The sequence below is a fragment of the Sphingobium sp. TomTYG75 genome (genome assembly GCF_054771635.1).
Genome location: NZ_BSRE01000002.1, coordinates 128,168 through 148,344 on the forward strand (window position 1 = coordinate 128,168; position 20,177 = coordinate 148,344).

At 57.2% G+C, this 20,177-nt stretch carries 18 protein-coding genes and 1 pseudogene; 6 read left to right on the forward strand and 13 right to left on the reverse strand.

Annotated elements, in window-relative coordinates; translation table 11 throughout:
• The first annotated feature begins 158 nt into the window (after nucleotides 1–158).
• The 4 genes from ACYU81_RS14380 to ACYU81_RS14395 all read left to right on the forward strand — a co-directional run bounded on the left by ACYU81_RS14380 (nucleotide 159) and on the right by ACYU81_RS14395 (nucleotide 9,087).
• A complete protein-coding gene (locus tag ACYU81_RS14380; RefSeq protein ID WP_460988308.1) occupies nucleotides 159–2,531 on the forward strand; it encodes an arylsulfatase in 2,373 nt (790 codons plus the stop codon).
• Between the two features lie 106 nt (nucleotides 2,532–2,637).
• Nucleotides 2,638–4,944 (forward strand): arylsulfatase, encoded by a 2,307-nt coding sequence (locus ACYU81_RS14385; RefSeq protein WP_460988309.1) that lies wholly within the window; start codon nucleotides 2,638–2,640, stop codon nucleotides 4,942–4,944.
• Nucleotides 4,945–4,986: 42 nt separating this feature from the next.
• Nucleotides 4,987–5,970, forward strand: coding sequence for a LysR family transcriptional regulator (locus ACYU81_RS14390; protein ID WP_460988310.1), 984 nt, complete (start codon nucleotides 4,987–4,989; stop codon nucleotides 5,968–5,970).
• Between the two features lie 651 nt (nucleotides 5,971–6,621).
• Complete coding sequence (locus tag ACYU81_RS14395; RefSeq protein ID WP_460988311.1) at nucleotides 6,622–9,087, forward strand: TonB-dependent receptor; 2,466 nt, start codon at nucleotides 6,622–6,624, stop codon at nucleotides 9,085–9,087.
• A gap of 252 nt (nucleotides 9,088–9,339) precedes the next feature.
• On the opposite strand, the gene ACYU81_RS14400 is transcribed toward ACYU81_RS14395, so the two are convergent.
• Both ACYU81_RS14400 and ACYU81_RS14405 read right to left on the reverse strand, forming a co-directional pair.
• Nucleotides 9,340–9,732, reverse strand: a complete 393-nt coding sequence (locus ACYU81_RS14400; RefSeq protein ID WP_460989108.1) for a hypothetical protein — start codon at nucleotides 9,730–9,732, stop codon at nucleotides 9,340–9,342.
• 51 nt (nucleotides 9,733–9,783) lie between these two features.
• Nucleotides 9,784–9,952: pseudogene (locus ACYU81_RS14405) on the reverse strand (thiolase family protein); the annotation flags it as partial.
• A gap of 140 nt (nucleotides 9,953–10,092) precedes the next feature.
• Here ACYU81_RS14405 and ACYU81_RS14410 point away from each other — a divergent pair.
• Nucleotides 10,093–10,323: a hypothetical protein gene (locus tag ACYU81_RS14410; RefSeq protein WP_460988312.1), complete on the forward strand. Its 231-nt coding sequence runs from the start codon at nucleotides 10,093–10,095 to the stop codon at nucleotides 10,321–10,323.
• Nucleotides 10,324–10,414: 91 nt separating this feature from the next.
• Here ACYU81_RS14410 and ACYU81_RS14415 read toward each other — a convergent pair whose 3' ends face one another.
• The 10 genes from ACYU81_RS14415 to ACYU81_RS14460 all read right to left on the reverse strand — a co-directional run bounded on the left by ACYU81_RS14415 (nucleotide 10,415) and on the right by ACYU81_RS14460 (nucleotide 18,039).
• Complete coding sequence (locus tag ACYU81_RS14415) at nucleotides 10,415–11,143, reverse strand: polyamine aminopropyltransferase (RefSeq protein ID WP_460988313.1); 729 nt, start codon at nucleotides 11,141–11,143, stop codon at nucleotides 10,415–10,417.
• Nucleotides 11,144–11,228: 85 nt separating this feature from the next.
• The gene (locus ACYU81_RS14420) at nucleotides 11,229–11,438 is read right to left on the reverse strand and encodes a hypothetical protein (protein WP_460988315.1); all 210 of its coding nucleotides are present in this window, start codon (nucleotides 11,436–11,438) and stop codon (nucleotides 11,229–11,231) included.
• A gap of 423 nt (nucleotides 11,439–11,861) precedes the next feature.
• Nucleotides 11,862–12,197: a DUF6481 family protein gene (locus ACYU81_RS14425; protein WP_460988316.1), complete on the reverse strand. Its 336-nt coding sequence runs from the start codon at nucleotides 12,195–12,197 to the stop codon at nucleotides 11,862–11,864.
• 70 nt (nucleotides 12,198–12,267) lie between these two features.
• Entirely contained in the window at nucleotides 12,268–12,474 is a 207-nt protein-coding gene (locus ACYU81_RS14430) for a cold-shock protein (RefSeq protein ID WP_460988317.1), read from the reverse strand.
• Nucleotides 12,475–12,741: 267 nt separating this feature from the next.
• The gene (locus ACYU81_RS14435) at nucleotides 12,742–12,900 is read right to left on the reverse strand and encodes a hypothetical protein (protein WP_460988318.1); all 159 of its coding nucleotides are present in this window, start codon (nucleotides 12,898–12,900) and stop codon (nucleotides 12,742–12,744) included.
• Between the two features lie 40 nt (nucleotides 12,901–12,940).
• On the reverse strand, nucleotides 12,941–13,219 hold the full coding sequence (locus ACYU81_RS14440; RefSeq protein WP_460988319.1) for a hypothetical protein: 279 nt from the start codon (nucleotides 13,217–13,219) through the stop codon (nucleotides 12,941–12,943).
• Nucleotides 13,216–13,434, reverse strand: coding sequence for a hypothetical protein (locus ACYU81_RS14445; protein ID WP_460988320.1), 219 nt, complete (start codon nucleotides 13,432–13,434; stop codon nucleotides 13,216–13,218). The genes ACYU81_RS14440 and ACYU81_RS14445 overlap by 4 nt, the downstream gene beginning before the upstream one ends.
• A 331-nt stretch (nucleotides 13,435–13,765) precedes the next feature.
• Nucleotides 13,766–14,347 (reverse strand): IS5 family transposase, encoded by a 582-nt coding sequence (locus tag ACYU81_RS14450; RefSeq protein WP_460989109.1) that lies wholly within the window; start codon nucleotides 14,345–14,347, stop codon nucleotides 13,766–13,768.
• Nucleotides 14,348–14,518: 171 nt separating this feature from the next.
• Nucleotides 14,519–16,147 carry a long-chain fatty acid--CoA ligase gene (locus ACYU81_RS14455; protein ID WP_460988321.1) on the reverse strand — a complete coding sequence of 543 codons (1,629 nt, stop codon included), beginning with the start codon at nucleotides 16,145–16,147 and terminating at the stop codon, nucleotides 14,519–14,521.
• A gap of 563 nt (nucleotides 16,148–16,710) precedes the next feature.
• On the reverse strand, nucleotides 16,711–18,039 hold the full coding sequence (locus tag ACYU81_RS14460) for an aspartate aminotransferase family protein (RefSeq protein ID WP_460988322.1): 1,329 nt from the start codon (nucleotides 18,037–18,039) through the stop codon (nucleotides 16,711–16,713).
• A 199-nt stretch (nucleotides 18,040–18,238) separates the two neighbouring features.
• Here ACYU81_RS14460 and ACYU81_RS14465 point away from each other — a divergent pair, with 199 nt between their 5' ends.
• Complete coding sequence (locus tag ACYU81_RS14465) at nucleotides 18,239–18,934, forward strand: TetR/AcrR family transcriptional regulator (protein ID WP_460988323.1); 696 nt, start codon at nucleotides 18,239–18,241, stop codon at nucleotides 18,932–18,934.
• A gap of 207 nt (nucleotides 18,935–19,141) precedes the next feature.
• Here ACYU81_RS14465 and ACYU81_RS14470 read toward each other — a convergent pair whose 3' ends face one another.
• Nucleotides 19,142–20,149: a beta-keto acid cleavage family enzyme gene (locus ACYU81_RS14470; protein WP_196227329.1), complete on the reverse strand. Its 1,008-nt coding sequence runs from the start codon at nucleotides 20,147–20,149 to the stop codon at nucleotides 19,142–19,144.
• Between the last annotated feature and the right edge of the window lie 28 nt (nucleotides 20,150–20,177).

Below are 20,177 nucleotides of genomic sequence, written 5' to 3' on the forward strand. Positions count from 1 at the left end.
CACCTCTCGCGTCGGATCGCCAGCGCTGAAGACCAGCCATTGATATGTACGATAATTTCCAGTACAGCAAGACAGCATATTGCATAGGCATTTCCACACAGAAAAGCTGGGAAGCTATTTGGAACTGCGCGCGGCAGGATCACGGGGAGCAGACAAGCATGAAGAAATGGCTCAAGGCGGCGCTATCCGGGGCCCCTATTTTTACGTTGCCGTTTGTACCGGCTATTGCCCAGACGAGTGCGAGCAGCCCTGTCGCGCTGCCCGCCCCCCCTGCGCCCTTTGGCGGCGTTATCGGCACCAACTATTCCAATTCTGAACCGGCATTTCCCAAACCCGTCGCCGCGCCCGCAAACGCACCCAATGTGGTGATATTCATGACGGATGACGTGGGCTTTGGCGCCGCCAGCACCTTTGGCGGGCTGGTCCCCACGCCTAATCTCGACCGCCTGGCAAGCCAGGGCCTTCGGTATAACCGCTTTCACACGACGGCGATGTGTTCCCCCACCCGCGCAGCGTTGCTAACCGGGCGCAATCATCATGCGGTTGGTAATGGCATCGTGGCCAATCTGACGACAGGGTTCCCCGGCTACTGGTCGGAAATGCCACGCAGCGCGGCCACCATCGCCGAGACATTGCGGCTCAACGGCTTTAATACGGCCATGTTTGGCAAGCATCATATGGGTCCGGAAAGCGTCGTTTCAGCGGCTGGGCCGTTCGATAACTGGCCGACCCGCTTGGGCTTTGATTATTTTTATGGCTTCGTCGCCGCCGAGACCAACCAGTTCAAGCCTGCCCTCTATCGCGGAATAACGCCGATACCGACTTTGGAGGACGGTGTGCTGGACAAGGCCCTTGCTGATGATGCGATCAACTGGATCCGCAACCAGAATGCGGCCGCGCCGGACAAGCCATTCTTCCTCTATTATGCGACCGGATCGACCCACGCGCCGCTGCAGGCTCCGGCAGAATGGATCGCCAGGTTCCGCGGCAAATTTGACGCCGGTTGGGACGTACTGAGCAAGGAGATTCGGGCGCGGCAGGAAAAGCAGGGGCTGGTTCCCAAGGGTGCCAGATCGCAGCCGCGGCCTGCGGAGATCCCGGCCTGGTCAACTCTCTCGCCGTCACTAAAAAAGGTCAATGCGCGCGCCATGGAGGTGTATGCCGGGATGCTGGCCTATCAGGACGCACAGATAGGCCGCGTCCTGGACGAACTCGACCGCACCGGCGAGGGGAAAAACACGCTGATCTTCTTCATCGAGGGCGATAATGGCGCCGCTGCCGAAGGTGACGTGAATGGCGCCACCAACGCCTTGGCAGGTTTTAACGGGTTTCAGGAAACAAACGAACAGCTTCTGGCTGCCATTGACGACTTTGGTGGACCGAAAGCCAATCTTAGTCTTGGTTTTGGATGGGCCTGGCTGACGAGCACCCCTTTCCCCTTGTTCAAACAATATGCCTCGCATTTGGGCGGAACGCGCAATGGCCTGGTCGTGTCATGGCCAGGGCATATTCAGGGCGGCGGAACGCGATCGCAGTTCACTCACGTCACAGACATCGTGCCTACCATATTGGAAGAGGTCGGCCTCACCGCGCCCGCTACGGTTAATGGCGCTCCGCAGCAGCGAATGGACGGGATAAGTTTCGCCTACACGTTCGACCAGCCCAAAGCGCCGGAACGCAAGACAACGCAATATTTTGAAATGATGGGCAATCAGGCCATTTATCATGATGGGTGGTGGGCAAATACAACGCCTGGCCGACTCCCCTGGACATGGAACAAGAGCAGTGGACTTCCGAGCGATTATAAATGGGAACTGTACGACCTGAAGCGCGATTTTGCGCAGGCTGATAACCTGGCCACGAAACAACCGGACAAGCTACGCGAAATGCAGGCTATATTCGTTTCTGAGGCAAAGAAGAACAATGTGTTTCCGCTCGACGACAGGATGACCGCAGAGCGTTTCCTTGCGGCGCACAGCGCAAAACCACAACGTGATCGCTATACCTACTGGGGTTCGGGCGTATCCATTCCTTCAGGACAGGCCGCGCCCTTGTTCAACCGTTCCTTCACCTTGAGGGCCGATATCATTGTTCCGCAACAGCCTGTTTCCGGTTCCATCCTTGCTCTTGGCGGCGCGTTCGGCGGATGGGGTTTCTATCTCAAGGACAATCGGCCAGTCGCAATGGTGGCGGCATCGCAACATCGCGAAGATCAGTTCCGGGTCGCCGCGACGCAGGCGCTCCCGCCGGGGCGCGCTACGTTGACCTACAATTTTGATTATGATGGCGGCGTCAATGGCGGCGGTGAAATGCGTATTTCGCGCGATGGGCAGGAGATTATGCGCGGTCGTATAGACAAATCGATTTCCCGACTTGTCGAAATGACCGACACCTTGGACGTCGGCATGGACACCTCAACCCAGATGACTTCGGACTATCCCGAAGGTGGCGTATTCAATGGCGTCCAGCGCGTAGACATCTCACTCGGCGCGGTTGGACTTCAAAGTGAAGCGCCGCAATTGATGCGGTAATATTCTGTTTAACCTGAAGGCCCCACCACAATATTGCGGGCAAACTCAAGACCAGAGCAGATCTGGCATTTTTCGATCAAACGGATCGACAAAGGATGGATGCGAAATGAGCACGAAGAGCGGACGAATCCTCAGATTTTTGGCTTTGTCGGTCAGCGGTATCGCGGTGATGGCCCATGCTCAGGTCCCGGCGGCTTCTCCGGCACCTTCAACCACGTCCGCGGCCCCTGAATATGTGCGACAGGCTCCCAAGGGCGCCCCCAATATCGTCCTGGTGCTGCTCGACGATGTCGGCTTTGGAGCCCCCTCGACCTTCGGCGGTCCGGCGCAGACAACCACGCTCGACCGGCTTGCGCGCGATGGGCTGCGCTATAATCGCTTTCACACGACGGCCATCTGCTCGCCGACACGGGCGTCCCTGCTTACCGGGCGGAACCCCCATGCCGCAGGCATCGGCGCTGTCATGAACTCGTCGGATGCGCGGCCGGGTTACAGCGGGTTCCAGGGGAAGGACACCGCCACGATCGCCACGATCCTGCGCGAAAATGGCTATGCCACCGGGGCTTTTGGCAAATGGCATCAGACCCCTGACTGGGAACTGACGCAGGCTGGGCCGTTCGATCGCTGGCCGACGGGCGAAGGTTTCGACACCTTCTACGGCTTCCAGGGTGGGGAAACGGATCAGTTCAACCCCACATTATATCAAGGCACGGCCCCGGTGATGCGGCCCGCAGGCGACAATTATCACCTGACCGAAGATCTCGCCAACCGTGCGGTAAATTGGCTCCACACCGTGCGCACATCAGGCGCCCGGCGACCCTTCTTCCTCTACTTCGCGACCGGCGGCATCCACGCCCCGATCCAGGTTCCCAAGGAATGGATCGATAAATATCGCGGCAAGTTTGACCAGGGCTGGGACAAGTTACGCGAAGAAGTTTTCGCGCGTCAGAAGAAGCTGGGGGTGATCCCGGCCAACACCAAATTGACGCCTCGTCCGGCAGAGCTTCCGGCCTGGGACAGCCTGACGCCCGAACAAAAGCGTTTTTCCTCGCGCTTGATGGAATCCTACGCCGCATATCTTGCGCATACCGATGCCCAGGTCGGCAAATTGGTGGACGACCTCAAGGCGAACGGCGAATTTGACAACACACTCTTCATCTATGTGGTGGGCGACAATGGTGCCAGCGCTGAAGGCGGACTGGAAGGCAGCCTGGATTATATGGGCAGGCTAACCGGCATTTCTCCCGCGCCGGACGCAAAGGCCTTCGCTCGTGAGGACGAGATTGGCGGACCGTCAACTTATGCCCACGTCAACTCGACCTGGGCTTGGGCTTCAGACGCCCCCTTCCAGTGGACCAAGGCGGTCGCGTCCCATCTAGGGGGAACGCGCAATGCCATGGTGCTCAGCTGGCCGACCCGGATAAAGCGAGAGGGAGGCATGCGCAGCCAGTTCGGCCATGTGAACGACATCGTTCCGACAATATTGGAAGTCACCGGCATCCCCACCCCTGCAGAGGTGGACGGCGTGCCGCAAAAGCCAATGAATGGCGTCAGCCTCGCTTACACGTTCAACGACCCGAAAGCTCAGGAACGGCATTCGACGCAGTATTTCGAAGTCTTTGGTCACCGATCCATCTATCATGAAGGCTGGATGGCATCGGCCTTCCACAGCCGCTATCCTTGGACCGCGTTAGCGGACAATGAACGTCCTTTCGAAGAGGACAAATGGGAATTATATGATCTTCGGACTGACTTCTCGCAGTCCAGGGATCTTGCCGCGAAGAACCCGAAGAAGCTCGAGGAGTTGAAGGCGCTCTTCATGGCAGAAGCGTCTGCAAACCAGGTGCTGCCGTTGGGTGGTCAAGCCCCGGGCAAGGGCAATCTGCCGGACCCATCAGGAGGTCGCGAGTCAGTTGATTACCGCCAAGGCGATATCGGCGTGCCAGAGGTAGCTCTTCCCCGCATGTTCAGTCGTTCCTGGACGATGCGCGCGACGATCGATACGGCTGATCGGGCGCGTGGCGTCGTCGCGGCCTTGGGCGGCACGGACTCCGGGATGGCGTTGTATCTGGATGGCGATGGAAGGCCGAAATTCACGTATCGCCTGTTTGACGTCAAAACTGTCGATCTTGTGGGTCCAGGCCCACTGACACCGGGCAAACATTCCATTCAGGTGGACTTCGACTATGCGGGGGGAGGCTATGGGAAGGGCGGCATATTGAGGATGGCGGTGGACGATCAGCAGGTCTCCTCCGACAACATTCCTGCCACCCCTTATATGTTCAGCATACATGAAACTTTTGGTGTAGGCTTGGACACGGGAGCGCCGGTGGGTAGCTATCCCGCCGATGCGAGGCTTGGCTATCCGATCGAAGGCGCAAAAATCGGCCGCGTGACCATCCGCGTTCGCTAGAGCGTTTCCAAAGCGGGTGGTTTCGGGGCGGGAGGAGATATATTGCGCGATCTGTCAGGCTTGAGACTGTTCGTTCTTGCGGCACAGAATAAAAGCTTTGCAGCGGCCGCACGCCAAGCTCAGCTCTCCAACGCGTCTATGTCTCGGCAAATAAGTGCGCTCGAAAAAAGTTTGTCCGTCAGGCTCTTTAATCGGGGAGCGCGTGCTCTGACACTCACGGAGGCTGGCCAAATTCTACTGGCGCGTCTGCTTCCGCTGCTGGGTGAGATGGACGAGATATTCGACAGCGTTTCGCTGTTAGAAGCAGAACCGCGAGGTTTGCTCCGTGTTGCAATTCGCGGTTTAATTGCATCTCAACGGGTTATGCCCGCATTGCCAGCATTTTTGGAAGCGCATCCAGGCGTTCAGATCGACCTACAAATTTCCACCGATGAGAAGATGGACCTCGTTGCCGAGAATATCGATGTCGATATTCGCTTCGATCTTCCCGATAGCGGCGAGTTGGTTGCCCGGCGCCTAGGGCCGATGACTCAGTTGGTGCTTTTGGCTTCGCCAGCCTATCTTGCCAAACGACCCGCTCCGTCGGTGGTCAACGATTTATCCGACCACTCGGCGATCTTGTACGGCTCCAAGTCTGAAAAGACGGTTTGGGAGTTCGCTGGCCCTGACGGCACCACCGCGCGGGTTATGCCTTCGGGACAATTGAGCGTGAATGATGGAGGAATGAACCGCAGCGCGCTGCTTACGGGCGTCGGAATCGGAATCATGCCGCTGGAAGAGATTGAGCGAGAAATAGCAGACGGGAGCCTGATCCGCCTGTTGCCCAACCATAAGATTATCCAGCCCCGTACCGGCAACGAGGGCATATTCGCAGTTTACCAGCGGTCTGCTTACCAGACCGGCAAGCTGCGGAGCTTCCTTATGTTTCTCGATGCTACCTTTAAGATGTCGAGCGACCATCAAACAAAACCGCCTGAAGCCCACGATCTGGGCATTCCGCAGCTGTATTCGTTACGCAGAATGTAACAGTTCATTTCGTATTTGGGGGCTACCGAACGAGCGCGGCGGAAGCTATCAAATGCTGGTGCCGTAATCGGCATGAAAATCAGATGTCCGATGCAAAATTATTGGGTTTTCGCGTTGGCATGGTGTGAAATTTAAGAAGAAAATCTAGGCGGTGATAGGCATCGTCGCTGAAAATTAAAATTGATTTGGTGTTGGGGGGGCATTGTGCCGAGTCAGGTTGAGCAGGGATAAATTCTCCATGTCTTTCGTGGCGATGGCGTATGCGTCACGATTTATGAACAGGGAATTTTGACTATGCCAAAATTGGTCAGAAACACCACAAGAAATCTGTTTATGCGAAACGCTAGCTGTGAGGACACGGTAAAATAATTATACCGATCAATATAATGATCAGAGCCTATGAAATGGCACATACTAAATAATTATTGGGACTTTGCAAAAATTAGTTCGACGTCTTGACCGGATCAAAGGCGCCCAAATCGTTTTGGCAAGTCGACAAATTATATCGCGTCAATGAAAAACGACAGTCATTGATTCTTCATCAAGTAATGAACAACGGGGCATAATAAATGTCGGAATCACTACGCAGATGATTAATCAGAATATAAATCTATTTCATTCTACGAAAAAATTATGAACGGAGGGGATAAGATGCCTAAATTGTTTGCCAGAACTTTAATGGGGGGCGCCGCGATGATGGCCTTCGGTGGCGACGCGCTAGCGCAGGTACAACCACCTACTGCTTCGACGGGTGTGAATGGTACTGCAACTGCTGTCGAAGGCACAGGTCTTTCGGAGATTGTTGTCACGGCACGCCGCCGGGCTGAGCGACTGCAGCAGGTTCCGATTTCTGCCAGTGCATTCGATGCTAATTCGCTCGCGCAACGGAATATTTCGAACACGCAGGACCTGCTCGGACAAGTTCCGTCGCTCGTCGTGGGTGGGTCAGGGCAGCAGCGCAGCACCGAAAATATCACGATCCGCGGGCAAGGTGCGACCTTCAATGCCGCGCCGGGCGTGGTGCTGTATTCGGCCGAAGTTCCGCTTATTGCCGACCAGCGCAACAATGCGCAAAATGGCGGCGGCCTCAACTATTATGATCTTGCCAGCTTGCAGGTTCTGCGTGGGCCGCAAGGCACGCTGTTTGGTCGTAATACGACCGGCGGCGCTGTCCTTTTCGAACCTCAGCGTCCGACTGATCGGTTCGAGGGCTACGGCCAGATCCAGTACGGCAATTATGACTCTATTGAAATGCGCGGCGCGCTCAACGTGCCGATCGTGGAAGACACGCTGCTGCTGCGCGTCGCTGGCATGTATCAGAAGCGCGATGGCTTCACGCACGAGATCACCACGGACACCGATCTCGACAATCGCAACCGCTATTCCTTCCGCGCAGGCCTGACCTGGCGTCCAGCGCCAGGGATCGAGAATTACCTGCTCGCAACCGTCGGTCGCGTACAGGAACATGGCACCGGGACAGTGCTCAACGCGGTTCCAGCGGGGGTCAATCCGCAAAATGGTGTGCCCTACAGCGATTATCTGGAGGAGCAGATCGAGCGTGGTATCCGTTCAGTCGCGCTCAGCCCGCTGCTCTTTAGCGAGCGGACGCGTTATTTCTCCATAACGGACATCCTCTCGGCGGAACTTACGGACAACCTGACGTTCCGCAACATCGCCAATTATCAGCGTCTGAAGAACAGCGCTCCGTTCGACGGCGATGGGATTCCTGATGATCACCGTCCGCCATTGTCCACGGACGGTGGGGGCTCGATCGGCGCCCAAGAGATTGATCCGGGCGGCCTTCCCAATTACAATTACTACACCGATGTCCGTCAGTACTCGTTCGAGCCTCAGCTTCAGGGCAAGGTTGGTGGAGACGCGCTCAACTTCACCGTGGGTGCCTACTATGAAAGTGTTAAGCCGCTAGGACAACAGCTGGTTTCGGCAACCAATCAGACCCGCAGAGGCCAGAGATCAACCAGCCAGGCGCTGTATGCGCAGGGGACGCTGTCATTCGGCAGCTTTTCGAACAGCCTTGATGGGCTGCGGCTGACCGCTGGCTATCGCTATACATGGGACAGCCTGACGGCATTCTCCAACTTCGGATTGCCCGGTGCACCAGTCATCTCGGAGCGCGCCAAGTTCAAGGCGCCGAACTGGACGGTCGGTCTTGACTATGATGCCATGCAAAATGTGCTACTCTACGCCAAGATCAGTCGCGGCTATAAATCGGGAGGGATCGGCACTGCCACCCCAGCACCAGAACTACGATCCTTTCGGCCTGAATTTGTCACCTCCTATGAAGGCGGCATAAAGGCAGATTGGCATCTCGGCGGTGTGCCAATCCGAACCAATCTAAGTTATTACTATACGGACTATAAAGATCTGCAGAGGACCGGCGGAACCGCCTACATATTCAATGGTCAACCGGTCTTCGGCGCGCAAACCAGCAATGCTGGACGAGCGCACATCCAAGGCGTGGAGTTTGAAGGCGAGATACGACCCGCCAACTGGCTCACGCTATCGGGGACCTATTCCCACACTGCTGCCAAATATGATGAATATACTGCGCCCTCCCTGTTCCCCGCAGGCATTCCTGCTTTCGGCCTGCCGCCCGGCTTCGACTGCGGTTCAGGCGTTCCGTTCAACGGCGCAACGGGCCAATGTATCCTGACCGGGATACCGTTCCAAAATACGGCGAAGAACCAGTTCAGCCTTACCGGTCACATCGATTTGCCAGTCGATGAATCGTTCGGGAAGGTCGCCGTCTCCGCTACATATGCCTATATCAGCGCTCAATATCAGTCGGCATCCAAGGCACCTGTCGATGAGCCGTTTGCCTATAACGGCGGTAACTGTCCCCGCCTGCAGTCGGGACCCAATGTCGGTGCCGTTCAGTGCGGCCCGGGCGATGGCTATGGCTTGCTGAGCGCCAAAATACAGTGGCAAAATGTTGCAGGGTCGAATTTCGATCTCAGCGCATTCGCGACCAATCTGACTAACGAAGACTATATCATTAGCAGTAATGGGACCTCATACCAGAGCGGATTCAACTCCTACATTTATGGTGAGCCCAGAATGTACGGGATTTCTGTTCGATATCATTTCGGACACTGAGTGATCATGCGCCATCACGCCTTATCAAAGGGTGATGGCGCAATTTCGGAGCCAGAGATTGACCATATGATTGAATCTGGTCTGCCATCGGCCAATCCTATGATTGGACCTCACCGAAATCGAGCTTTTACAGAGAACTCGTCGTAGGAGAGTTGCTGGCCCAATCACTTCGATCCACCGATCATTATCATGCCTGAGCAGAGCACCGCCCTCGCCTTTGCGAGGCCCTTATTTGGCTGCGATTTATCATAATTATCTGACCACCGCGATCCGGGCAGTCCAATGCACAGGCTGGCGACGCCGCGCATCAGACCCCATGCCGCAGGCACCCATCAATGTCGCAAGAATGCGCGCGCCCGATGCGCCGATTGGATGTCCGAGCGCGGTCGCACCGCCGTTCACATTGAGCTTGTCCGCCGGAATGCCGAGATCATTAGCGGCGATCATCGCTACCACGGCGAAGGCTTCGTTGACTTCGAACAGATCGACGTCATCCACTGCCCAGCCCGCCTTCGCCAGCACCTTGCGCATCGCGGGCCCCGGCGCAGTGGTGAAGGCATCGGGCTTCTGGGCATGGGCGGCCGTTGCGACGACTCGGGCGATAATAGGAAGGCCGAGCCTGTCCGCAACGCTCCTCCCGGTCATGACGAGCGCCGCGGCGCCGTCGGAAATGGAGGATGCCTTAGCGGCGGTGATGGTGCCGTCCTTGTCAAAGGCGGGCTTCAGTGAGGAAATCATATGGGGCCGCCTTACCTGGCTGCTCATCGGTATCGACTATTATCTCGCCGCCCCTGCCGGGCACCGCAACCGGCGTGATTTCGCGGATGACGGCCCCGCTGGCAATGGCTTCATTGGCGCGGGACAAAGAACGAAGCGCATAGGGGAGCGATCATCGCCTATAACGCGCCCTTTGAGCGGCGGCATCCGCGATCTACGAGCTGTTCCCGGATTTAGCTGGCCCTCTCCAAGCGATGGCCGATCACCGCATTTTCAGCGTAGCCCGTGATGAAAAATCTTCAGGTCAGACCCTGGGACGCTGAAGCATTTCGTGCCCTGATGAAAAACAAACTAATTTCGGGCGAAGTCACCCGCTCGCCGTCGCATATCGCGCTGCAGCTCCCCCTTGCAAGCGGCGGAGGTAGGCCATGGATAGGATCAATCGCTCCAATCTCACAGAATTTCCGCGCTGAAACAGGCATCGGCATCATCTTGTTCCCAAAAGAGGAGCCGGTATGAAGAGCATTCCCATGCTCTGGGGAAAATCATCGATGTAATCCGTCGGGAAACGCGGGAGGCAGCCAAGCGACTTCGCCCCTGAAGGGCCGGGTTAAGGCCGCTTTGAAGCAAGCCACACAGTGTGGATAGTGTTTTCTCCGTCGACGACCGCCGCCACATCAACTTCATCAACATCGAAGCCGTTATTTTCGAGGCGCGCAACAAATGCATCGTCATTATAGGCCGACCAGATCGCCAGGATGCCCCCAGGCTTGAGCGCTGCATGAGCCGTGCGCAGGCCCCAATTGCAATAGAGGCGTTCGTTCGCAACATGGATCAACCCGTCAGGGCCATTATCGACGTCCAACATAATGGCGTCGAACCTGGCTTCGGCGTTTGCAATCACATCATGAACGTCGCCCAGTTCAAGAACGACACGGGGGTCCAAGAGATAATCATGGAAGAGATGGGCCAAAGGGCCTTTCGCCCAGTTCACGATCTCAGGGATGAGTTCTGCTACCTTGATCTCGGCCGTCGGTGGCAGTGACTGCAAGGCAGCGCCGAGCGTGAAGCCCATGCCCAAACCGCCAATGAGAACTTGAGCATTCCGTCCGGCCAAGCGCTGACATGTCAGGGTAGCGAGCGCTTCTTCCGAATGACGTACTTGGTTTCCCATTAGTTCGTTATCGCCGAACCTGATGGAGTAGTCCTCACCCCGGCGTAAGAGGCGCAGCCGGCCTCCATCGGGTAGTTCTGCCATGCCGATCAGTTCGATCGAAATCGTCGCGCATTCGTCAGGTGATGCCAACACGGCTTTTTCCTTTAGTGCTACGGCGCGCATATACAGGACGCCGACCGCGATCCTCCATCCTCAAGACGAAGGTAGTGTCAGGTCGAATTTTTGGTGCGCCATGGAGCCACGAGATTCACTTGGTGGCAAACTGCCCGGGCTGAGCCCTGAACACGAGGCGCGCATGGGTTCGGACTGAAGCCGCCGTCTTGAAACTCTCCTCCTGCAAGTGAGATGTCACGAGCGGATAGCCCTGCGAATTATACCGTGTTTCGCGGACCGTGAGCCGGAAATTTCCATCCTCGTCCTTCGTGATGAGGAAGGGGGCGACTTTTTCTCGGCTCATGATGTCTCCTTACGAGGTTGCGAAAGATCGGCAGCATGTCCGGCTGCCGTTATATGCACGTTCAGCCAAGCATCGCCGCAACGATCTGCTTTAGCTCACTAGTGGACAAAACCGCCGCCCGAACCTGGACGGATCGCGGCGCTAGTCCTTGGCTAAAGGGCAGATGGAGGGTGGTGCGTTTACTGGTCGGAAAGATACTATTCATTTATAACCTCGCGGCGTAGGCCGCATTATTCTTAGTTGGAGTTCGCGCGCAAGGGCCGCAGCGATGCTGAGCCTGAAGCGAGTAATGACAGATAGCTTGCAGCTGAACCGGCCAAATTAAGCGGCCCGATATGTTCGGTTACGGCAACGTCCGCATGCAGGAGGGCTCCAGAATTCATCTCCCGATGCCGCTTCACCATAGGTGCAGGCACGGCGTCGTCAGGATGATGCACGCTTCTTCCGCGCGAGATACCGCGCATCGCGTGCAGCCTTTTGTTCAGCTTCCGTGAGGATGGGCTTATGCCGTGGGGCATTCGCAGCGGTCGCTTCAAGCTCTTGCGCACGTTTCGCGGCCTTTTGTTGCTGGGCCATGAGCAGAGCCTTTTGGCGCTTTTCGCGGGCAGCGGCCTCTTTGGTCTGCCGGAGTTCCGCCTTCGCGGCCGCAGCGGTTTGGTCAACCGGCGGTTTGTTGTGCAGTTGCTGGAGACCCTCCGTCCGGGCACGCGCCGCTGAGGCGATACGCTCCTGGAAGGATGGCTCTTTATATCTTTTCATGCAGGGAAATGTCCTGTGCTAAAGCATTCGCCTGAAGCCGCCGGGCAGCGTCAACCGCCCGGCGCCATTTTCAGGCTACCTGGAGGTTGACGGCCGAGGTCTTGCCGCGGCGGTCCTGCTCCAGATCATAAGTGACGCGCTGATCCTTTTCGAGGGTGCGCATGCCTGCCTGTTCAACGGCAGAGATATGTACGAAAGCATCGCTGCTGCCATCTTCAGGGGCGATGAAGCCATAGCCCTTGTCGGCGTTGAAGAATTTGACTGTTCCGGTGATCATGCTCGGTCTCCTTGTCGCATGTCCTGGGAATGCGACCATTCGCTCATCCCGGCTTAAAAGAGGCAATGTGGGGACAAGGAGAGCCGAAGTGGCCCGATATCCGTCAAAACGCGACGTTCAGCAACATGTTGATAGCACAGCTTGAGGAAAATGCAAAATTGAGGCGGGCGGATCAATTGCACCATCTATCGAGATCTGCCACCGCGCTTCACTCTTACAATATTTGCGTCGTGCCAACGCGTTGGAAATGGCTACGGGCACCCCATTCTATTTACTTCGAGCGGTGGCTTCGTCCCGCTTCGCCTGCGCGACCGCATCGTTCAAAGTCGAGTACCGCCAATCCCGATAATGAAAACGATACACAGGCACCTTCGTGATGCAATAGCGAGCCATGAGTTCGGTGTCGTCTACAGGTTCCACAGTCATTTTCTCTCCGATCGTCACGAGCGAGGGTTGACTGACGAGATCACTGGCGGCCGCCGGCCGTGGGCTGGGCAAGGAGCTTAACTGCATTTTCAACCGTTGAGTATCCGGTCGGATCGGCGATCGCCAGATCGAGTGGCCTTGCGCCCAAAGATGCGTTGTGGGTGTTCAGAAAGCGGATTGCCTCCTTCTGACCGAGAAGTACGAATGCAAGGTGAGTGATCAAGCCTTGCCGCCTTGCCTGCTCAGGAGAGAGCTTCATCTCGCGGTTGACGAATACTCGCCTTCGTGGGCGTGCGGGCGCGGTTGCATCCACTGTCATGCGGGAACAGCCAGGCCTACTGCAGGGGCCAATTGACGGTTCCAGAACAGCCAATCCGCCGAGGCGGGAGCGTTCTTTGAAGAGAGTAAGTCGAAGATTTGACCGCCGACAACCCCGGCGGCACACAGATGTTTGCGCCGGGCCGACTCGCTATGTGCGTCAGCGGCACGCATCAGCGAAACCTGATGCTCGGAATAAAGTCGATTGAGATCCATGTGCGAATTCCCTGGTAAGCGGGAGCGCGATGGTCTCTCAGTCAAGAACGCCTACATTGCCTATGCCCTTGATAACATTCATATAGGAAATATATAGCAATTTACAAGAGTTCATGCGATCCAATATTAATAAATTATCGTCAAATATATCATTGCGAGACTGCTCTATGAAATAAGTAATACATCATATATTGCCAATTATATACTTTCTTCATATGTCAATTTGACTGTGTGATATCGGGAAAATTGGTATGGTCTATCTGTGATTTTCTCGTTCGCGTGACACCATTATGCGAGCATTTGATCCAAAGCAGCTAGGATCCAGACTCGTTCAGAGCCAGAAAGCGACGGCCGCGGCGAGGCTTACGGCGGATAGGAAGTTCCGGGCGAGCTTGTCGTAGCGGGTGGCAATCCGGCGAAAGTCCTTCAAACGGCAGAACATGGCCTCCAGCCGCCAGCGGTCTTTGTAGCGGCGTTCATCATACTGGATCGGGCGCTTGCGGTTGCGTCGGCCCGGGATCACGGGGATCGTGCCCTGCTCGCGCAAGGCAGCCCTGATGCGGTTGGCGTCATAGCCACGATCGGCGATCACCCCTTTCATTCCGGCCGTTTCGCCGATGAGCAGGTCGGCGCCCTTCACATCGGATGTGTTGCCGGGCGTCAGGACAAGGCGGAGCGGCCGATGCGTGTCCAGATGCCCCGGCGGCCCCCTGTTCGAGCGGTTGTAGACGGTCGTCGCGGGGCCGTATTCTCCCGGACAATCCGCCCAGCGGCCACCGCACTTGAGCATGTGAATGATGTCCGAGATCACTCGTCGGTCATCAACCCGCCGCGCGCCTGGCTGGTTCTTCGGCAGGTGGGGCTCAATTGCCGTCCATGCTTCATCCGACAGCCAGAACAACGAACGCGAAATCCAAGGACCTCCTGCTTCAGTGGAGGCTCTCTGAATCAATATGGCCGCAGATTTTCAAGACCCTGATTGGGTTTGGACCCTAAGCAATTGCTCGCGAGCTAAGCCTACCCTTGCCCACCGAACTACATCATGTGGAGACTGGTTCGCCTTGGTCTGACAGCACCGTCGGTTTCAGACCGGCCCTGAACCGGCTTCCACAGACGGGCTCTCCGTTCCGGCCTTTGCATAGGCTTCGCGCAGTCGCGCCTTGAAGACCTTGCCCGTCGCCTGCCTTGGGATGTTGTCCACCAATACGGCCTCCTCGGGAATCCACCATTTCGCGCACTTGCCTGCGAAATGGGCGAGAAGATCGGCCGGAGCCGGTCGACAGCCAGCGCGGGGAACTACGACCAACAGCGGCCTTTCGTCCCATCGCGGATGCGGGATGCCGATGACAGCCGCTTCCGCAACATCGGGATGAGACGCCGCGATATTTTCCAGCGCGATGGAACTGATCCATTCCCCGCCTGACTTGATGACGTCCTTTTCGCGATCCACAATCTCGACATAGCCCGCGGGATCAACGACGGCGATGTCGCCGGTCGGAAGCCACCCTTCGCGCGCAGCTTCGATGGGGGGAGCATCACCATTATAATAGCTGGACGTGACGCTGGGGCCACGAATCTGCAGGCTGCCGAACGTCTTCCCGTCCCAGGGAGCCTCCTCCCCGTCTGCATCGACGATGCGAATGCTGAATGGGTAGGGCGTGCGCCCCTGCTTTCCAAGCATGACGCGCCTGTCTTCATTGTCCAGATGATCCCAATCATGTGGAGCGTTGAAAAGGCCGCCAGCACTGGTTTCGGTCATTCCCCATCCATGGCAGGTCTGAACGCCGTATTTCTCTTCCAGCGTCTTGATCATGGAGGGCGTGGGAGCCGTCCCGCCGACAATAACGCGCTCAAGCGAGTCGATGCGTTCGTCCTGTTCCTCCATAAACTGGATCAGGTCGCTCCAGATCGTGGGCACCCCTGCGGCCAGCGTCACCTGTTCCGTGCTGATCAGTTCGAACAGGCTGCGTGAATCGAGAGCGCTGCCCGGAAGGACCAGCTTCGACCCGTTCATCGCTGCGGCAAAAGGCAGCGTCCACGCATTCACATGATACATGGGGACTATGGGAAGCAGGTTGTCCCGACGCCGAACCGCGAACCAGTCGATGCCCGAAATCACCAGCGATTGCAGCACGACCGAGCGATGGGAATAAAGGACGCCCTTGGGGGCACCGGTCGTGCCCGAGGTATAGCAGAGCGCCGACCCGGTTCGTTCGGCGATCACCGGAAAGTCGAAGACGGCGGACGCTGCTTCGACCAGTTCCTTATAAGGCAGAAGCCCCGCAACGTCCTCACCGCCTGACCCCATGACGATAATGTGGCGAACATTTTTCAGGCTTCCCCTGATCTGCTCGACAAGCGGAACGAATTGCGGCTCGACCAGCAGGACCTTGTCCTGCGCGTGATTGATGATGAATTCGACCTGTTCCGGGAACAGGCGAGGATTTACGGTATGGATGATCGCGCCCATGGCGGGGACGGCGAAATACACCTCCAGATGCCGCAAGGAGTTGGTGGCCAGCGTGGCGACCCGGTCTCCCGCGACGACACCCAGGCTGGTCAGCGCATTGCACAGCTGCCGGGAGCGGTTGAGAACCTGCGAATAGGAGCTACGAACGACGCTGCCGTCGGGCTGGCGCGACACGATTTCGCGATTCCCGTGAAACCGGTCCGCATGCAGCAGGATAGAGCCTATCGTCAGCTCAAAATCCATCATCGTCCCGATCATCTAAAGCTCACATTCTTCAATGCTGCGCGCAAACTACACCGCAGCGGTGCGCTCATTCCGATCATCGCCGATCTGATGTTTTATGCCAAGGAAAATGGTCTTGGCATTCCGCGTGAGGTTCCTGTCAAGGTCCTGTTCCGTCGTGTCCAGGAAGCGAGGCGGACAAATACGGCGGGTGCGGCTTCGTTGAGGTCGCCCAGGACAATGTTGGCGCCATATTCCAGTAGTTTTGACGTCGACACACGGCCCAACGCATGATCTCGACCGACTTTTCTAAAATTCAACCATATCTTCCTTGTGCATTGAAGTGCAGAGGCCGTGGGGGGGGCATCAGGGCTTGTAGTGACCACAGATTTTGTCGCTGCCATATCTACAATATGGGCGCACAATGTTTCCGCCGCGCCTTCATTAGGCCCCATCCGGCAGAGCATCGCACCCCGTTCGGCATGCCGCAGCGCGACTTCCCGCCCGATATCGCGCCGGTGACGAGCGGTGCTCTGGCGAAGCATCCGATGTTCCCTTCCGACGTTCATGTTTGAACATATGGGTCATTCCACGCTGCCAGGATGGGGAAGATGACGGAGGCATTCCTCTGTAGCCGCACAGAAATTGTCGATGTCCTCGTCAACCATGGCGGTGGAAAGGAACCCCATGCCCGCCCCCGACACATGGAAGCCCTTGAGCACGAGCAGCCGTTGCAGCACGACCATCGCAGCGCTTTCGGCGGGCGTGTGCTGCTGGCTCCTATAGTCATAGACAGGCCGCTGATGCGTGATGATCTTGAACATCGACCCGACGCCCGTCACCTGCCCTGGAAACCCTGACGAGGCGAAGGCTTGCGTCAACCGGGCGCGGACGCGATCGCCGAGCATGTTGATATGCGCGACCAACGCGGGGGTCAGGAGTTCCAGCGTCACCCTGCCCGCCGTCATGGTTATGGGATTGGCCGAGAAAGTCCCGCTCCAGGGCACCAACGGCCTGCCCGAATGATGATCGAAGACTTTCATCACCTCTTTCGATCCGACCAGTGCACCGACAGGAAAGCCGCCGCCGATGATCTTGCCGAGGACGGTGAGGTCCGGATTTATTCCAAATCGCTTCTGGGCTCCGCCATGGTCCAAGCGGAAGGATATGACTTCGTCGAGGATGAACACAGCGCCGATCTCGGTCGCCAGCTCCCGTAACGTCGCCGTGAACTCCGGCGTTACATGGGTGAAGCCGAGATAGCTGGGCGCGGCGTCAAGCAGGATCGCCCCGATGCGATCCTTATGCGCACGGATGATCTGGGCGGCAGTTTCAGGATCATTGAACGGGATGACATAGACATCTTCCAGAAGTTGGTCAGGTACGCCCGCAGCGTAGCCAACCGACTTTGGCGGCGTGGCGAACTCCTCTTTGGGCGTGTCCAGGCTGACTTCGGCATAGTCATAGGAGCCATGATAGCTGCCTTCGACTTTTACTATCGCGGGTCGGCCGGTGTACGCGCGTGCAGCCTTGATCGCGGACATCACCGCTTCCGAACCGCTATTGCTGAACCGGACATTTTCGGCCGTCTCTATACGGTCGCACAGCAGCTCAGCGAGTTCGATCTCAACCTCGGTCGGGTTGGTGTAGGCCGTTCCCAGCACCAACTGCCTGGAAACAGCATCTATGATGGCCGGATTGGCATGACCGTGAATGAGCGACGCGAAATTGTTGAGCAGATCGAGCCGCGAGGTGCCATCGACATCGGTGACATAGGCGCCCTTGCCGAACTTCGCATAGACCGGGAAAGGCTCAAGCCATGGAACTAGACGTGTAATTCCGCCCGGATAGACCTTGAGCCCGCGTTTGTAGAGCCGCTTCGATTGAGAGTCGCAATCAGGCCAGATCGCCATTTTAAACCCCGTCAGTATCTGGTCATTCCCGTCCAATTACGGAATACTATCGCATTTTCGCCTGTATCATAATAGCGAACATTTGTTAATGCAAGAGCGAGGTTGGAGTTGTGGGGAGGGATCAGGAGCCAAGCAACATCGCAGGAGGTTGCATCGATGGTTGCCATCGGGCTTCGGAGAGTATTAAGGAACCAGCAGAATGACTTCACCGACAAATCAGACGAAGGTCCTGCGAAAGCGCGCTGGATACGAGGCCAGGCTGGCCGAATCCGAAGAGCTGGCGATCGAGCGGGAGAACCGCGCCACGCGATCGGATACCCGGGCACGGCTGCTGGTCGCGGCGCTCGACCTGTTTTCGAAGAACGGCTTCGAAGCTTCGACGATGCGTGACCTGGCGCAGTTCGCAGGTATCAAGGCGCCCGCCATCTACAATCACTTCAAGTCGAAGGAAGCCTTGCTGGGCGAAGCCCTGCTATGGGCAATGGAGGACTTCAACGAGCGGGTCCTGGGTCCTCGCGACCCCCGCGAATCGAATGTAGAAGCGTTGGAAGGGATTTTGGAGCGGCACATCCGCTACCAATTGGACAACCCGGTCATCGCCAGGGCCTTCGACATTTTGATGGCACACAATCTGCTTCAGCGCGTCGGCGAAATAACATTCCAGCAGGCCATCCAGGACCGGCTGCGGCTATATTTGCGCGAGGTGACAAAGCTGGTGTCTCTGCTTGTCGAAGAGTCGTCGGTGAAGGCAGACTACAGGATCGTGTCGAGCGCCATATCGACCATGTATGATCAGGTCGGACGCTGGTACGTTTCCACCTCAAAGGCAGCTGACGACAATCTCGTCGCGACTTATTGGGACTTGGCAAAACGGATGCTTGGCATCGACAGGTAACACCGGGTTGCCTGATTCCTTGACGTCGATGCTCGTCAAGCACTGGCAAAAATGAGGCGGTGTCTCTCCGTGCCCATCAGAGCGGGTTGTCAATAGGTCGCCTCGAAGCCGACCACTACCGCCACTGAAGCGAACCCTATCATCGGCATAGGAACGGCCATGCTCCCGTCCACTGGAGCATGGCCGTCTCTTTAACTCCGCAGCCGGTTATCCCTGGGCGCAGGATCTCAGCATGTCGGTATATTCCTGACGCGTCGCGACCCGGCGGCCCAGAACCTCACCCAGCTTCGCGCCAAGTTCGAAGGTCTGCAGGTTCGACTGGATGCGATCATCGCGATGCGGCCAGAGCCAATAGGTATCTTCCATGCCCACGCGGATGTGCAGGCCCATCGCGGCTGCGAGCGTCGCGACATACATGGACGCGCGGCCAGCAGCACACACCATGATCACGCCGTCAGGATCGACGTCGCGGATCGTGGTGACGGTACGCATCAGGCCTTCGACCATCTGGCGTGGATTTTCCATGGGGCTGCAACCCGGCAAGGCGGGAAGGATCAGCCAGAAGGCCGGTCCCTTGATAAGGCCGCTCTTGATCAGGAAACGATCGGCATTGGCAACGTCGGCGTCGGTGTAGACGGCGATTTCAGGAATGCCGCCATTTTCCAAAATGAGGCGCACCTTTTCGATCATGACCGGCGCGGGCTTGCTGAACAGAGAATCGCCGATATAGGTCGTCGTGGTGTTGATCGGCGCACCGTCCAGCAGACCGGTCGCCAGCACCCGCTTCATTTCAGCCCACTCGCCTTCGAGCGCCGGGACAAGGCAGCCGTCGACCGACAAGTCGGGATAGTCCTTCTTCAGCGGCGCAACGACCTGTTCGAAGCGATCGAGCGAGAGAACATTATAGCCTTCATCGTCGCGAACATGGATGTGAACCGTGCTCGCCCCTGCCTCAAGGCATTCGCGGGCAGAATTGCGGATTTCTTCCGGCGTGTAAGGCTGGTTCGGGTTCTGCGATCGGCGGAAGAACGCGCCGGTAATGGCCACAGATACCGCCAGGGTTTCAGGGATATTCCACGGAACGGAGATCGGCGCATCGTGGAACGCGGAATGTTCCAGATCCAGAACGATAGGCGCGCCGTAGGGCCGCCAGATCATCCGCTCATTTTCGCGAGCGACACCTTTCCCAACTCTATCCCAATCAATCTTAACCATTTTTCACTCCTACGCTAAGTAATCCGTC